At 37.0% G+C, this 16,044-nt stretch carries 15 protein-coding genes; 8 read left to right on the top strand and 7 right to left on the bottom strand.

Annotation, left to right across the window (positions count from 1 at the left end; genetic code table 11):
• The 3 genes from AC1Q8M_RS24155 (at nt 1) to AC1Q8M_RS24145 (ending at nt 2,389) form a co-directional block, all read left to right on the top strand.
• On the top strand, nt 1-1,041 hold the full coding sequence (locus AC1Q8M_RS24155; protein WP_002153558.1) for a FecCD family ABC transporter permease: 1,041 nt from the start codon (nt 1-3) through the stop codon (nt 1,039-1,041).
• The gene (locus AC1Q8M_RS24150) at nt 1,038-2,045 is read left to right on the top strand and encodes a FecCD family ABC transporter permease (protein ID WP_000983749.1); all 1,008 of its coding nucleotides are present in this window, start codon (nt 1,038-1,040) and stop codon (nt 2,043-2,045) included. Before AC1Q8M_RS24155 ends, AC1Q8M_RS24150 begins: the two co-directional genes overlap by 4 nt.
• Nucleotides 2,046-2,218: 173 nt before the next feature.
• Nucleotides 2,219-2,389 (top strand): hypothetical protein, encoded by a 171-nt coding sequence (locus tag AC1Q8M_RS24145; RefSeq protein WP_000644466.1) that lies wholly within the window; start codon nt 2,219-2,221, stop codon nt 2,387-2,389.
• Nucleotides 2,390-2,473: 84 nt separating this feature from the next.
• Here the strand turns inward: AC1Q8M_RS24145 and AC1Q8M_RS24140 are convergent, their stop codons facing one another.
• From AC1Q8M_RS24140 to mtnK, 3 genes are read right to left on the bottom strand one after another with little or no spacing between them, the layout of a single operon-like run.
• Nucleotides 2,474-3,115, bottom strand: a complete 642-nt coding sequence (locus AC1Q8M_RS24140) for an L-fuculose-phosphate aldolase (protein ID WP_000926548.1) — start codon at nt 3,113-3,115, stop codon at nt 2,474-2,476.
• A 53-nt stretch (nt 3,116-3,168) separates the two neighbouring features.
• A complete protein-coding gene (gene mtnA, locus AC1Q8M_RS24135; protein ID WP_098855499.1) occupies nt 3,169-4,215 on the bottom strand; it encodes an S-methyl-5-thioribose-1-phosphate isomerase in 1,047 nt (348 codons plus the stop codon).
• A 9-nt stretch (nt 4,216-4,224) separates the two neighbouring features.
• Nucleotides 4,225-5,454, bottom strand: coding sequence for an S-methyl-5-thioribose kinase (mtnK, locus tag AC1Q8M_RS24130; protein WP_098855498.1), 1,230 nt, complete (start codon nt 5,452-5,454; stop codon nt 4,225-4,227).
• Between the two features lie 592 nt (nt 5,455-6,046).
• Between mtnK and ahpC the strand changes: the two genes are divergently transcribed.
• The gene (gene ahpC, locus AC1Q8M_RS24125; protein WP_000924420.1) at nt 6,047-6,610 is read left to right on the top strand and encodes an alkyl hydroperoxide reductase subunit C; all 564 of its coding nucleotides are present in this window, start codon (nt 6,047-6,049) and stop codon (nt 6,608-6,610) included.
• A gap of 14 nt (nt 6,611-6,624) precedes the next feature.
• Nucleotides 6,625-8,151: an alkyl hydroperoxide reductase subunit F gene (gene ahpF / locus AC1Q8M_RS24120; RefSeq protein ID WP_000599499.1), complete on the top strand. Its 1,527-nt coding sequence runs from the start codon at nt 6,625-6,627 to the stop codon at nt 8,149-8,151.
• Nucleotides 8,152-8,185: 34 nt separating this feature from the next.
• On the opposite strand, the gene AC1Q8M_RS24115 is transcribed toward ahpF, so the two are convergent.
• Together AC1Q8M_RS24115 and AC1Q8M_RS24110 are read right to left on the bottom strand one after the other, a co-directional pair.
• Entirely contained in the window at nt 8,186-8,791 is a 606-nt protein-coding gene (locus AC1Q8M_RS24115) for an SAM-dependent methyltransferase (protein ID WP_001005626.1), read from the bottom strand.
• A gap of 214 nt (nt 8,792-9,005) precedes the next feature.
• Complete coding sequence (locus tag AC1Q8M_RS24110; RefSeq protein ID WP_000853516.1) at nt 9,006-10,121, bottom strand: M20 peptidase aminoacylase family protein; 1,116 nt, start codon at nt 10,119-10,121, stop codon at nt 9,006-9,008.
• A gap of 293 nt (nt 10,122-10,414) precedes the next feature.
• Here AC1Q8M_RS24110 and nhaC point away from each other — a divergent pair, with 293 nt between their 5' ends.
• Entirely contained in the window at nt 10,415-11,836 is a 1,422-nt protein-coding gene (nhaC, locus tag AC1Q8M_RS24105) for a Na+/H+ antiporter NhaC (RefSeq protein ID WP_016513315.1), read from the top strand.
• On the opposite strand, the gene AC1Q8M_RS24100 is transcribed toward nhaC, so the two are convergent.
• Nucleotides 11,825-13,096 (bottom strand): hypothetical protein, encoded by a 1,272-nt coding sequence (locus tag AC1Q8M_RS24100; protein WP_043353419.1) that lies wholly within the window; start codon nt 13,094-13,096, stop codon nt 11,825-11,827. The genes nhaC and AC1Q8M_RS24100 overlap by 12 nt on opposite strands.
• A 93-nt stretch (nt 13,097-13,189) precedes the next feature.
• Between AC1Q8M_RS24100 and AC1Q8M_RS24095 the strand changes: the two genes are divergently transcribed.
• Nucleotides 13,190-14,299, top strand: a complete 1,110-nt coding sequence (locus AC1Q8M_RS24095) for a mandelate racemase/muconate lactonizing enzyme family protein (protein WP_016513317.1) — start codon at nt 13,190-13,192, stop codon at nt 14,297-14,299.
• A gap of 14 nt (nt 14,300-14,313) precedes the next feature.
• Nucleotides 14,314-15,009: an N-acetyltransferase gene (locus AC1Q8M_RS24090; protein ID WP_098365662.1), complete on the top strand. Its 696-nt coding sequence runs from the start codon at nt 14,314-14,316 to the stop codon at nt 15,007-15,009.
• Nucleotides 15,010-15,269: 260 nt separating this feature from the next.
• Here the strand turns inward: AC1Q8M_RS24090 and AC1Q8M_RS24085 are convergent, their stop codons facing one another.
• On the bottom strand, nt 15,270-15,977 hold the full coding sequence (locus tag AC1Q8M_RS24085; protein WP_000233764.1) for a M48 family metallopeptidase: 708 nt from the start codon (nt 15,975-15,977) through the stop codon (nt 15,270-15,272).
• Nucleotides 15,978-16,044: the final 67 nt, after the last annotated feature.

Raw genomic sequence — 16,044 nt, 5'->3', positions numbered from 1 at the left:
ATGAACAGAAAAGATGTGAAACGAATGACAAAAGATCATGAAAATCCACGTTCTATAGCTTTTACATACAAACTAATTTTAAGCTTAATTGCATTCTTTCTTATTTTTATGGTTGCAATGGTATTAGGTGCTGCAGATACTTCGATAAAAGATGTATGGTTAGCACTCACTTCCTCCGCTAAAGGAGACAAAATATCTATTATTCGAGAAATACGTTTACCACGTGAAGTTGCTGCTATTTTTGTAGGAGCTGGATTAGCCGTTTCTGGAGCAATTATGCAAGGATTAACACGAAATCCACTTGCGGACCCTGGATTATTAGGGCTATCTGGTGGAGCAAATGCTGCGCTTGCACTAACACTTGCTTTCAATCCTTCCATCAGCTATCTTTACTTAACGTTAGCTTGCTTTATCGGTGCTGCAATTGGCGCAATTATGGTATTTGGAATTGGTATGGTGAAAAAAGGCGGCCTTTCTCCTCTTCGAATTGTATTAGCGGGCGCTGCAGTTTCAGCATTTCTACTCGCAATTTCAGAAGGAATTGGCATTTACTTTAAAATTTCACAAGATGTATCACTTTGGACTGCTGGGGGCGTAATTGGAACAACTTGGAGCCAATTAAAAATTATTATTCCAGTCATTTCAATTAGTATCTTTATCGCTATCTTACTAGCAAAAAAATTGACAGTTCTTAGTTTCAGTGAGGAAGTGGCTATTGGACTAGGTCAAAAAATTATTGTTATTAAAACTATTTTATTTATCATTATTATCTTACTTGCAGGTGCATCTGTAGCGCTTGTTGGAAATATGGCATTTATCGGTTTAATGGTACCTCACATGGTACGCCCAATTGTCGGTCCAGATTACCGATTTGTTATACCGATGTCAGCAATTGCTGGAGCTTCCTTTATGCTACTTGCAGATACAATTGGACGTACTATTAACGCTCCGTACGAAACACCAGTTGCGGCAATTGTCGCGATTGTAGGATTACCATTCTTCCTATTCATTGTACGTAAAGGAGGAAAAACATTCTCATGATGCAATCTATTTTAAGAAAACAGCGTCTCATTATACTCGCTTTACTTATAGTAATCATCACAACCATTGTAATTGGAATGGGACTTGGTTCAGCATCTTTATCTTATGATCGACTACTCCCAACATTAATGGGGCAAGGGACTTTTAAAGAGGAGTTCGTTTTATACTCTTTAAGACTACCTAGAATTGTCATTACATTATTAGCTGGTATGGCTCTCGCTTTATCAGGGGCTATTCTGCAAGGAATTACCCGAAATGATTTAGCTGAACCTGGTATTCTTGGTATTAACTCTGGAGCTGGTGTTGCTGTTGCTATTTTCTTTTTATACTTTCCAATAGACGTAGGTTCATTTCTTTACTTACTACCTGTCGTTGGATTTATTGGGGCATTTCTGACAGCTGTTTTAATTTACGTATTTTCATATAGTAAATCAACTGGACTTCAGCCGGTGCGATTAACATTAACCGGTATCGGTTTTGCATTTGCACTATCTGGAACGATGATTGTCCTTATTTCATCCGCGGATCGTATGAAAGTAGACTTTATTTCAAAATGGATTGCCGGAAATATTTGGGGAGATGACTGGATCTTCGTTTTAGCAATGCTCCCATGGTTAATCGTATTCATTCCGTTTATTTTCTATAAAGCAAATCGATTAAACATCTTAGCATTAAACGAACCAGTCGCAATCGGCGTTGGAATTGAAATTGAAAAAGAACGCAGGTACTTATTAGTTGCAGCCGTTGCACTTGCAGCTGCAGCTGTTTCCGTAACAGGAGGAATTAGCTTTATCGGATTAATGGCTCCTCATATCGCGAAATCTTTAGTAGGTCCAAGACATCAAATCTTCATGCCTATCGCCCTTTTAATCGGCGGATGGCTATTATTATTAGCAGATACAATTGGACGAAATATCGTTGATCCTAATGGCATTCCAGCAGGTATTGTCGTTGCTTTAATTGGGGCTCCTTACTTTATGTATTTGTTGCTTAAGAAAGCGTAAAAACATCCTCAATTTTGAGGATGTTTTTTCCTTTCGTTTCCTTCTCCTAACCCTTTATTCACCATTCATATTTCCTACCTCAATACAATTCCTGAACAAAATATTTTTGATTATAAACTCTATTAATGTTATATTATCACATATAACTTTTACGTTTTAAGGAGTATCGTATAATGAAAGCTATTTCTATTATTCTTATCTTAATTGGAATTTTTGGTATCTTAATGGGCGGAATGATGTTCGGAGATATCGGTATTGCTGCAATTATTGGTTCATTAGCAGCACTATTCTCAGGAATCGGTTTTTGGAAATTAGATTCGCAACTCAAAAATATATCTAAATAATTAAAATCCTAAAATGGCCATGGAAGAATATATATTCTTTCACGGCCATTTTAATACACATTGAATAACATTTCCGTTAGATTTCTACTGTTGCCCATACCCTTCAAACTTCTTCGCCAAATTCTCCATCTCGTCTTCTGGCAGTAACTTCGGTTCTCCGACGCTTTTTGTTTGATAATAAATTTGAGCACAAAACTCAATCTCTTCTGCAATAGTAAACGCCATTTTTATATTATTTGCCCCAGCAATTAAACCGTGATTCGCAAGTAACACTGCACGGCGATCAATCATGCCTTCAAAAGCAGCATCTGCTAATTGCTTCGTACCAAATGTCTCATACGGCGCACAGCGTACATTCGGGCCTGCAAAAGCAATTAAATACGATACTGCAGGAAGTTCCCATCCTAATGATGCAATCGTCTTTGCATAAGGAGAATGTGTGTGTACAAGCGCATTTATATCTTCACGCTTTCTATAATAAATAAGGTGCATATCTAGTTCACTTGATGGCTTTCTTTCTCCTTCTACTACTTCACCATCTAAGTTTAATATAACTACATCTTCAGGCTTTGTTTCATAATAATCTAAACCACTTGGACTAATCGCAACAAGACCTTGTTCACGATTAAAGATACTAATATTACCGCCCGTCCCCTTTGTTAAACCACTAGAAATCATTTTCTTTCCATACGCTACAATTTCTTCTCTTTCTTTTTGTAATAACATATACATCCCCCTAAGTATGAAGCTTATGATGACTGACTTTTATATTTATCTACTTATTGAAATAGCTTTTTTAAATTCTCCGTAAACGGTGCCTTTACAATCCCTTTTTCTGTAATAATCGCTGTTACATTTTCATGTGGAGTAACATCAAATGCTGGATTATATACTTTACTTTCTTTCGGAGCTGAATATTGTCCAAAGCGATTAATCACTTCAGAAGCATCTCTTTCTTCAATCAGAATTTCTTTTCCTGTCGATGTCTTTAAATCAATTGTCGGTGTTGGCGCTGCTACATAAAACGGAATGTTGTAGTACTTAGCTAAAATAGATACGCCTAATGTGCCAATTTTATTTGCTACATCACCATTTGCTGCCACACGGTCGCATCCAACGATTACTGCATCAATCTTCCCTTGTGACATGACCATAGCTGCCATATTATCCGTAATAACAGTAACGTCAATACCCGCTCGCTGCAGTTCTAATGCTGTTAACGTTGAACCTTGTAATCTAGGACGCGTTTCATCCGAATAAATTTTTAAATTCCATCCTTTTTCTTTCGCTAAATACATTGGAGCCGTCGCAGTACCATACTTAGTCGTCGCTAAAGCACCTGCATTACAATGCGTTAATACTCCCATTTCATCATGGAATAATGTTAATGCATGCTCTCCAATTTGATGATTAATTTCTTCATCTTCTCTATGAATTTCTTTTGCCTCTTCTAGTAATCTATTTTTCAGCTGTGAGATTGATAAGTGAGCATTATCTGTCGCTACACTTTCCATTCTTTCAAGCGCCCAAAATAAATTTACTGCAGTCGGTCTTGATGTCGCCAAGTATGTACATACCTTTCTTACTTCATCCATAAATCCTTCTTCCGTACTTTCAGCAAATTCCTTTATCCCTAAATACACTCCATAAGCAGCTGAAACACCAATCGCGGGTGCACCTCGTACTTTCATTACTTGTATTGCATCCCACACACTTTCAGCTGTTTTAAAAGATTCATAGACAATTTCATTTGGTAATAACGTTTGATCTAACAAAACTAAAGCATCATCTTTCCACTGAATTGGTATTAATTGCTCTTCCATCATATTCTCCCCTTACTTCGCGTAGTGCGTTGACTGTTCTTTTAACGTTTCTACAAAACTTGTGCCCGTTCTATATTGATTCGCTCGTAAAATAAAACTCTTCGCTACTTGAAGACAAATTCGCTCCGCTCTAGCACGTGCTTCCTCATTCCCAATACAAGTAATATCTTTTACTTTCGCTAATCCAACAATACGGCGAATTAATTCCAGACCTGTCACTGCAGCTGTATCCTCTAATACAGATTGCAAATAGACTTCGCTAAAGCCTTCTTCCTTCGCCATAATCTCGGTCACATGAATATCCCAAGCACCTAAAAACTTCTGCTTAAATAAATCAATTACCTCTACCATCGTAGTTTGTAACCAATCCATATACGTATCTTTCTCAGCTCCAGGTGACATCGTTGCATCTGCATTCACCCAAGCAAACATTAAATTCGCCATTATATTCCCAACGTCATATCCCATAGGTCCATAAAAAGCAAACTCAGGATCAATAACCTTTGTAGAATCATCTCTTACAAAAACAGAGCCAGTATGTAAATCACCATGAAGTAATGCCTGTGCATTCGTCATAAAAGAAAATTTACGTTTCGCTACTTCCATACGAAGCTCTTTATCACTATAAATATGTTCCCTAATCCATCCCTCATTTAACGGAAATAACTCATTACGCTTATTATGATTGGTAAATGGTTCTGAATATACGAGGTCCTCTGTAATCTCACATAATTCAGGATTTATATAATTCTTCACAAGTTCCTTCTTCTCTTTATGATTCATTACAACATCCGATGTTAACAAAAGTGTATTTACCATAAAAGTAGTTAGATCATCCGCAAACCTCGGAAATATTTGATGATTTATAAGTGCTGTACGTAATATTGTGTGATCCGATAAATCTTCCATTACGCAACAATTCATCACACTATCAAATAAATACACCTTAGGAACAAGTCCAGGTGCTAACTCATCCTCTAACTGCAAAACATCTGATTCTATACGAATACGATTCGTCGACAACTTAAACTCATCTGAAATGCGAGCTGTATCCCCAGCTTGCTTTACGATGACAGACATGTTCTCTTTTTCATCCCAAACGCGGAACACATAATTTAAATTGCCATCACCTATTTCTTTACACTGTAACCCCTTTGCATTTTCAAACTTAGATAATTTCTCTTTCACATATGCAATCACATCTTTAGCTTCCATTAAAAAATACTTCGTGAACTTAGACATGGTTTCCCCTCCACACTAATTGTAAGCGTTTTCTAAAAGCTATAAAAAATAATAGGTTGAATTTTTTCATCCTATAAATATGTATTCTTCTTTTTGAAAGGTATATCTAGGTTTTATTATATCTTGTTAGCACTTTGAGTCAATGTTTCTAACTATCATCGTAATATACTTCCTAATTATATATTTGAGATGACAAAAATTGTTCAAAAATTTTCCGATTCATTTTATTTTATTTATCACAAAATTCTTTGTAAAATAGAAGTAAGCAGTTCCTTTTCAAAACCACAACTTCTAAGAAATATTTCCTTCCTAAGACATTAAACTTACACACTATCTCTAACATACACATTAAACTTTTCAAACACTCATCTAAAATTTATAGACTTAAAATTACCTTTCTATTCCGTGATAGCCTTAATTGAGAATAAATATTAATTAAATTGGAATAAAGTTGGTTTATTCGCTTGACAAAATAACCACTTCTATATGATAATTAATATCGAATTAGAATTATTATAGTTAATTAAAAAATATATTTTATGAGCACACTATTTTTTGATGCTCAAAACCAACATTTAGGAGGAATTTTAACATGTTATTAATCGGCACAGAAGTAAAACCGTTTAAAGCTAATGCTTACCATAATGGAGAATTTATCCAAGTTACTGACGAAAGTTTAAAAGGAAAATGGAGTGTAGTTTGTTTCTACCCAGCTGACTTCACATTCGTTTGCCCAACTGAACTTGAAGACTTACAAAACCAATACGCAACTCTAAAAGACTTAGGCGTTGAAGTATACTCTGTATCTACAGACACTCACTTCACTCACAAAGCATGGCATGATAGCTCAGAAACTATCGGCAAAATCGAGTACATCATGATTGGTGACCCAACTCGCACAATCACTACAAACTTCAACGTTTTAATGGAAGAAGAAGGTCTTGCTGCTCGTGGTACATTCATCATCGATCCAGACGGCGTTATCCAATCTATGGAAATCAATGCTGACGGTATCGGCCGTGACGCAAGCATTCTTGTTAACAAAATTAAAGCTGCTCAATACGTACGTAACAACCCAGGTGAAGTTTGCCCAGCTAAATGGCAAGAGGGTTCTGCAACACTTAAACCAAGCCTTGACCTTGTAGGCAAAATCTAAGGAGTTCGATCAAAATGATACTAGATGCAGATATAAAAACACAACTATCCCAATACCTTCAGTTAATGGAGAACGATATTTTACTTAAAGTAAGCGCAGGAGACGATAACGTATCTAAAGATATGTTAGCTCTAGTAGACGAATTAGCTACTATGTCATCTAAGATTACAGTAGAAAAAGTTGAATTAGAGAGAACACCAAGCTTTAGCGTAAACCGCCCTGGTGAAGACACTGGTGTCGTATTCGCTGGTATTCCATTAGGACACGAATTTACATCATTAGTGTTAGCTTTACTACAAGTAAGTGGACGCGCTCCAAAAATTGAACAAAAATTAATCGATCAAATTAAAAACATTCAAGGCGAATATCATTTTGAATCTTATATCAGCCTAAGTTGTCATAACTGTCCTGATGTTGTACAAGCTCTTAACGTAATGAGCGTTCTTAACTCTAGTATTACACATACTATGATTGACGGCGCTGCATTCAAAGAGGAAGTAGAAAGCAAAGACATCATGGCAGTACCAACTGTTTACCTAAACGGCGAATCTTTCGGAAGCGGTCGTATGACACTTGAAGAAATTTTAGCTAAAATGGGTAACGGTCCAGATGCATCAGAGCTTTCTGATAAAGATCCATACGATGTTCTTGTTGTTGGTGGCGGCCCTGCTGGTGCAAGTGCAGCAATTTACGCAGCACGTAAAGGCATCCGCACTGGTATCGTTGCTGAGCGCTTCGGTGGTCAAGTAATGGATACTATGGGCATTGAGAACTTCATCAGCGTGAAAAAGACTGAAGGTCCTAAGCTAGTAGCAAGCCTTGAAGAGCACGTAAAAGAATACGACATCGATGTAATGAATCTACAACGTGCGAAACGTTTAGAGAAAAAAGAACTTATTGAAGTGGAACTTGAAAACGGCGCCATTCTGAAAAGTAAGAGCGTAATCGTTTCTACAGGTGCTCGCTGGCGTAATGTTGGCGTACCAGGTGAAGCTGAGTTCAAAAATAAAGGTGTAGCATACTGCCCACACTGTGACGGTCCATTATTCACTGGAAAAGACGTAGCAGTTATCGGCGGAGGTAACTCTGGTATTGAAGCGGCTATCGACTTAGCAGGTATCGTTAAGCACGTAACTGTTCTTGAATTCATGCCAGAATTAAAAGCTGATGCTGTATTACAAGAGCGTCTTAACAGCTTACCAAACGTAACTGTTCTGAAAAACGTTCAAACGAAAGAAATCACTGGTACTGACAAAGTAAACGGTATTTCTTACATCGATCGTGAAACTGAAGAAGTTCATCACGTTGAATTACAAGGTGTATTCGTACAAATCGGTCTTGTTCCAAACACAGACTGGTTAGGCGAAACAGTTGAACGCGCTCGCGGTGAAATCGTAACAGACAAGCACGGCGCTACAAACGTACCAGGAGTGTTTGCTGCAGGTGACTGTACAAATAATCCGTACAAACAAATCATCATCTCTATGGGTTCAGGTGCAAACGCAGCTTTAGGTGCATTTGATTACTTAATCCGTAACTAATAAAAAAACAGGTGCCTTGGCACCTGTTTTTTTATTACCCTAATGTATAAACTAAAAACCTCTCATTCCCATTCTTCTCATAAGCACCTGGCAATCTAACTTCTTTCTTCAGCTCAAACGCAGTCTGATTTTCTAAGAAGAAAATATAGTCCTCAGAAGGATAATATAAAATAATATCTACTTCTCTCCCCGTTTCTTCTACTGAAAGCAAAATGTTATTTACTACATTCATAAACACTTGTACAGAAAATGGATTAAAGAAATAAAACCTATTATCATGTGGATCAATCTCATATTCCTGCGCTAAACAACATTGGAATTGAATTTTCCCCTTACTGTTTCGTGCCTTTCGTGCATAACGATCTCGATTATCCATTGCTTCTTTATAAAACTCTTCATTCATTTCAATTCCAACTGCTGAAGCACCACATTTATGATGCATATAAAAGTTTAATCGCCCTTTTCCGCACCCAAAGTCTACAATTCGGTCGCTACTTCGTATCTCATATTGATTCAATAACTCATCTAACCCGCTATACGGCGTCGGTTCATAGCGGTGATAATGCATAGACTTGTTAAACCCTTTTTGCTCACCGACTGTTTTTATATGTAAAACTGCATCGTAATATTGTTCGTTCATTCGTTTTCTCCTATTAAAAAATGGTACTTATTATTATACACCATGTACTGGAGGCTCATTTTTCATCAAATTAATAGGTATGTGAAATTATATTAACGATTTTCTTAATATATCTATCGTAACTTCAAATATATCAACGATTTTCTCAATATATCTATCATAACTCAAAATATATCGATTTGCTGACAATTCACGACAAAAAAACAGGAGCTCTCTAGCCCCTGTCTTCTAACACTTTCAATACAGTTTGTTTCAATATTTCTACCCCATCCATAATACAACTATGATCGAACCTCATATACGGATGGTGTAATCCAGGTTGTAGATCTGCTCCTAGTCCAAGCATGACAGCTTTTAAATGTGGTCTTTTCACTGTATAGTAATGGAAATCATCACTTCCCGTCGTATAGAGAGGTCCCGTACATCTCTCTTCCCCATACACTTCGAGAATACCTTTACGCATAAAGCGCTCTGCTTCTTCGGAAACCTCTGCTCCTGGTGCAAGATCCATCCATTCGTATGAAGTTTTCGACCCCATCGATGCAGCTGATTCTATTACATGCTCAATCTTTTTCTTTAATTCTTCTAATAGTATATTACTCTCTGCTCTTACATCTAAACTGAAATGACCATTTCCCGGAATAATATTTAAATTATCACCACCAGCTTGGCATCTCGTCATTTTTACTGAATAAGAACTTTGCGGTGGCAGCCAAATATTTTTCAAACCGATATTAATCATGGAAATGACATCAATTGCATTCACACCTTGGTGTGGTCTTGCCCCGTGTGCATCCTCCCCATGAATCATACCCTCTAAAAATCCTGCTGCTCCATGACGAATAGATGGGGCTGCTTGTTTCAAAGATAGTTCTTCAATCGGTCTTAGATGAACGCCAAATAAGAAATCAGCATCATCTACAGCACCTTTCTCCACCATCTTCAAAGCACCATTACCCTTCTCTTCTGCCGGCTGAAAAATAAATCTAACCGTACCACTTTTCCATCTCATATTTTTCAATTGTAAAATAAGTCCCATTACAATGGTCATATGAGCATCATGGCCACATGAATGGTTCGCTTTAAATTCTCCATTTACTTCTTGCCAAAGTGCATCCATATCAGCACGAATCGCAATAACTGGATTCCCGCCTCCAATCTCAGCAATTACACCTGGACAATCATCAAATGTTCTATATGAAATTCCTTCTTCTTTTAAAAAGTCAGTAATATACGCTGTCGTTTCATATTCTTTCCAACTTACTTCAGGGTTTTCGTGTAAATGCTGAAAAATCTCCGTTAAGCGCTCTTGTAGTTCTAATGTTTTCAACGTTCCAGTCTCCTTCCCACATTACAAACGATTCGGGTTAATTATATTTATGAAAAACAGATGTTTTTATGAACATATTGAATTTTAAGAAAAAAGTCAATTGTTTATTTTTAAATACTTAAAAAGCTTACTCCTCACCTATATTACAAACTAAACAAACAACTAGAACATTCCTTATTTTCTGTTTTTCATGTTGACGCTTACATAAACTTTTAGTTATCATAACCTAATAAACGTCTATTTTACGACAATTCTAAAAATACAAACAAACATACGTAACAAGGAGGAACTTTATGAAAAAAGAAATACCTTTTGGAATAGCGCTTATCCCTATTATCATTACCGTTGCAGTTATGATGGTTACAATTGTTGTATTAAAACAAACCCCTCACGTTCCACTTATTATCGGTACAACCGTTGCTTCTATTGTCGCTTGGCGTTACGGTTACAAATGGAATGATCTTGAAGAAGCAATGTATAAAGGGATTCGTCTTGCATTACCCGCTATCGTCATTATTATTCTTGTCGGCTTAACAATTGGTGCTTGGATTGGCGGTGGAATCGTCGCAACGATGATTTATTACGGTTTAAAACTTTTAACTCCATCACTATTTTTAGTTTCCATTACCGTCATTTGTTCTATCGTTGCATTAGCAATTGGTAGCTCTTGGTCTACAATGGGAACAATTGGTGTTGCTGGAATGGGAATTGGCCTAAGTATGGGAATCCCAGCTCCAATGGTTGCTGGTGCCATTATTTCAGGCTCTTATTTTGGTGATAAAATGTCACCGCTTTCAGATACAACTAACTTAGCCGCAGGATTAACAAATACAGATTTATTCGCACACATTCGTCATATGTTATTTACTACAGTTCCAGGTTTAATTATTACTCTTATCGTCTACGCTCTCTTAGGAAGAAGCTTCGGCGCTAACAATATTGATGCGAAGAGCATCGATCAAACGTTACAAGTATTGCAACAAAACTTTGTTATCTCGCCTTTCCTACTCATTATACCCGTAGTCGTTATGGTATTGGTCGCTAAAAAAGTCCCTGCTATACCAGCGATTCTCGTCGGTATTATTTTAGGATTCTTATCACAAGTCTTTATTCAAGGTGGTTCTGTCTCAGCATCTGTCGGTGCACTCCAAGCTGGATTTGTTATAGACACTGGAAACAAGCTAGTAGACGAACTATTTAACCGCGGTGGCTTAGATTCAATGATGAATACAGTCTCTATGACAATTGTCGCTATGACTTTCGGAGGAGTATTAGAACATACAGGTATTCTTCGCTCAATTGTAAATCAAATTTTAAAGTTAGCGAAATCAGCAAAAGGGCTTATCGCTTCTACTATCGCATCTTGTTTTGCAACAAACCTTACTTGCTCTGAACAATATATTTCAATTGTTGTCCCTTCAAGAATGTACGCAAATGCATACACGGAAAAAGGACTACATTCAAAAAACTTATCCAGAGCATTAGAAGATGGTGGAACATTAACTTCTGTCTTCGTTCCTTGGAATACGTGCGGTGTATTTATTCTCGCAACACTTGGCGTAGGTGCATTTGAATATGCTCCTTATGCTATTTTGAATTTCATCGTACCTATTATCTCAATCATTTATGGTATAACAGGCTTCACAATTGTAAAACTATCAGACATTGAAAAAGCAGAACTACTAAAGAAACAAAAAGCTCAACTAGAAGCTTAAAAATAGCGGTAAATTCAGTTCATATAGTGCGCGAGGTCGCCCTTGTTGATAGGGCATTTCCTCGCCGCAAATATGAGCATACCCGTAATCAACTAATTTCTTTAACAACCTTTCTGTCGATCTTCGAGTCACTTGTAAGTACTCAGAAAGGTCAGCTGCTGTAAACTTCAATGACGGGTGCGATTGACTAAATTGAATGATTTTTGACAAGTTGGCCGGACTAAGCTTTGTTTCCTTCGCTATTTTCATTAGTTCCGGATTATCATTTTTCAAACTTTGTACTCTCTGTTCTTTCGGGAACGGACCAAACAAATCTTTATCACTTGTTAGTATATAAAAACAACGATCTATTGGATTGTTCTTTGCAAAACTTTGAGCAATTTTTGCATTTTGCTCCGCTTCTTTCACGGTTTTCCCATAACCAAATCCAATAGCTATCGTTCCTTCTACGCTCGCAAACAAGTTATCTATCGCATTTGTTTTAATAATTGATTCGATATCACCACGAGTTGTATACAAAATGCATGTCAGTTCATCCACTTGTTTAAATGAACCACGTAGTTCTTTTGAAATCACATCTAGTTTTTCAAGCAAACTCGCTCGTAATTCTAAGGAAGAAATAATACAAGCACCAACAGTAGCTGAATAGCTTTTTGCTAACTCAGCTTTTATTTTTGCATCTTTTAGCCCATGTATAATGGATTGTGTTGGATCAATCATGCGCTCTGAAGGAACACCTATTTTTTGAAGCTCGTCGTAAACAGCGTGAATACTAGTTAAAGCTAAATGAGCTTCTCCACATTGATATTTAGCTACATGAAAATCGATAACTCTATTTATCTCATCTTTACTCCACAGCATATTTTCATAATCCAACACTTGCGGACTTTCTTTTATACCGATATCATGGAACACATTTGTAATAAACGAGCGGTCTACTAAATCGATGGAAATGTTATGTGGTTGAATACTTTGATGATACATGATAGAAAGAATTGAAGATGCGACAGTTGTCTCGTCTTGCTGTAAGTATGTACTTGGAATTCGTAATTGTTCTCTTATTTCTTTTGCCATATAATAAGGTAAAGCACCTGAGAAAAAGATGACATCACAAGGCTTTAGACACTTTAATAGTTCAGAAGATTCCGCCGGATGAAGGTAAATATATGGATCAATTTCTATTCCTTCTAATTTTTGAGCAATAGGAAAAAGGTTGTCCATAAATTCCTTTGAACCGACAACTGCAATTTTTATCATAATTTTCTCTAACTCCTTATCATTAATTAACGACTATTTAACGTCAACTATATCAAATGTATAAAACTATTGTAAACAGGAAGGGGTTTCTATTCAATGAAAATTACAGCTATTCATCTTTACGCAATTCGTTTACCGCTTCGCAATCCGTTTGTTATTAGTTATGGCTCTTATTCTGATATGCCCTCTATTATCGTCAAAATGGAAACAGATGAAGGTATTATCGGTTACGGTGAAGGCGTTGCTGATGATCACGTCACAGGTGAATCGTGGGAAAGTACTTTCCATACTTTAAAACATACGCTAGCCCCTGCTCTAATTGGGAAAAATCCAATGAATATCGAAAAAATACACGACATGATGGACAATACAATTTACGGTGTTCCAACAGCGAAAGCTGCAATTGATATTGCCTGTTTTGATATAATGGGCAAAAAACTAAATCAACCTGTATATCAATTAATTGGCGGGCGCTATCATGAAGAATTCCATGTCACTCACGTTTTAAGTATTGCCGATCCTGAAGATATGGCTGAAGAAGCTGCTTCTATGATTCAAAAAGGTTACCAATCTTTCAAAATGAAAGTTGGTACGAATGTAAAAGAAGATGTGAAACGTATTGAAGCTGTACGAGAACGTGTAGGAAATGACATCGCTATTCGCGTTGATGTAAACCAAGGCTGGAAAAATAGCGCAAACACATTAACAGCACTGCGTTCATTAGGACATTTAAACATTGACTGGATTGAACAACCTGTTATCGCGGACGATATTGATGCCATGGCTCATATCCGTTCTAAGACAGACCTCCCGCTTATGATTGATGAAGGACTAAAAAGTTCTCGTGAAATGCGCCAAATTATTAAATTAGAAGCTGCTGATAAAGTGAATATAAAACTAATGAAATGCGGTGGCATATATCCAGCTGTAAAGCTCGCTCATCAAGCTGAAATGGCCGGCATTGAATGCCAAGTGGGATCAATGGTCGAATCATCTGTTGCCTCTTCCGCAGGATTCCATGTCGCTTTCTCAAAGAAAATCATTACGAGCGTAGAGCTAACGGGACCATTAAAATTCACGAAAGACATCGGAAACTTACATTACGATATACCATTCATTCGCTTAAACGAAAAGCCCGGACTGGGCATTGAAATAAATGAAGATACACTACAAGAACTAACCGTCTTTCAAGACGTTGTACGCTAAAGGAGGACTATCATATGACGGTTCTATACGAAGGAACATTAAAACAAAATAACGAATCATTTCACGTTACATTACTATCACTAGAGCACATCGAACAAATTTTATCACTACAAAACATCGTAGTTGAAGCACTAGAAGATAAAAGTCGTTTACAACCACTCCCACAAGAAGAATTTCAATACATTCTAGAAGGAAACGGCATGATGATCGGTGCTTTTATCGAAAACGAACTCATCGCATTTCGCGCTCTACTCGTCCCGCCTATCGATGATGAACATTTAGGGCTTGATATTGGTTTGCCAGAAAGTGAACTACACCGCGTCATCTATCAAGAAATCTCAAACGTTCATCCGAACTGTCGAGGAAATGGGATGCAAAAAATATTAGCAAACGTCATCATGGACGAATTACAAAAAGAAGATAGCAAATATGATTATGTATGCTGCACCGTTGCTCCTTTTAACATCCCGAGTTTGAAGGATAAATTTGCGCAAGGGATGGAGATTGCTGCGCTGAAGGAGAAGTATGGTGGTAGTCTGCGATATGTTTTTGTGAAGAAATTGCGCGGAGATAAAGAAAGCGATTGGACGGATGTTCAAAGTATTCTAATGAGTGATGCTAGTGGACAGCAGGCTTTGCTTTCGGAGGGGTATCGTGGGTATGAGATGGAGAAAACAGCAGATACTTTCATTGTGAAGTTTGGGCGATAATCTATATACTCGAAAAGAGGAGATGTCTGCTGTGACCTCTTCTCTTTTCGATTTGTTGAACAATCCTGTAGTAAATGAAATTATATCAACGATTTTTCGAATATATCTATCATAACTTACAATATATCAACGATTTTTAAAATATATCTATCAAAACTCACAATATATCAACGATTTTTAAAATATATCTATCAAAACTCACAATATATCAACGATTCGACAAGAAATATCGATTTACAGACAAAAATCGATATCCCTTCCTAAACCGTCATCTTCCAACTAGATAACGCTAACCAATTCTCCATTTCTTTATAATCAGGCATTATCTTCCCGACAAGACGCCAAAAAGATCGATCATGATTTAAATGAACCATATGACACATTTCATGAACAACTACATAATCAATTACTCGCTGTGGTGCCATCGCTAGCTTCCAATTGAACGTTAGTTGTAAATTCGAATCGCAAGTACCCCAAGTACGACTACTATCTGTAATACGAATAGAACGTGGTTTTGTCTTAAAGTTACTTTGATGCACTTTAATGCTCTTCTCTACTAAAGTTTTACACTGCTTATAATAAAATCGTTTTAAAGCTTGCTGTATTTTCTCATCCTTTAGCTCTTTCACATAAATATGTAACTTATCCCCTTCAAAAATCGCATTGTCTTGCTCAATGCTTACATCTTGGGAAATCTGTATCGGATACGTATTCCCTAAATACAAAAAGCCTTCTCCTTGATCGTAATCCTTTTCCTGTGGTCCACGCGCTCGCTCCGCCATTTCCTTACGTGTTGTCTGAATCCAATCCCACTTTTCCTCTAGCAACTGGACTAAGTATTCAACAGGTGTCCCTTTCGGAGCCTGCACTTCCACATTTCCATACGAATCTACAAAAAGACGCACGGACTTTTTCTTCTTATAAGTTATATGAAAATTAATTGTCTCACCTAAATATGTATGTACCATTTCATCACCTAGCATAGTATTTTTACAAATAAAAAAGAGTAGGATACGAACGTCCTACTCTACCTAT

The sequence above is a fragment of the Bacillus sp. GW823-FHT06A10 genome, from assembly GCF_058795375.1.
This window is presented reverse-complemented; position numbering and strand designations above follow the sequence as displayed.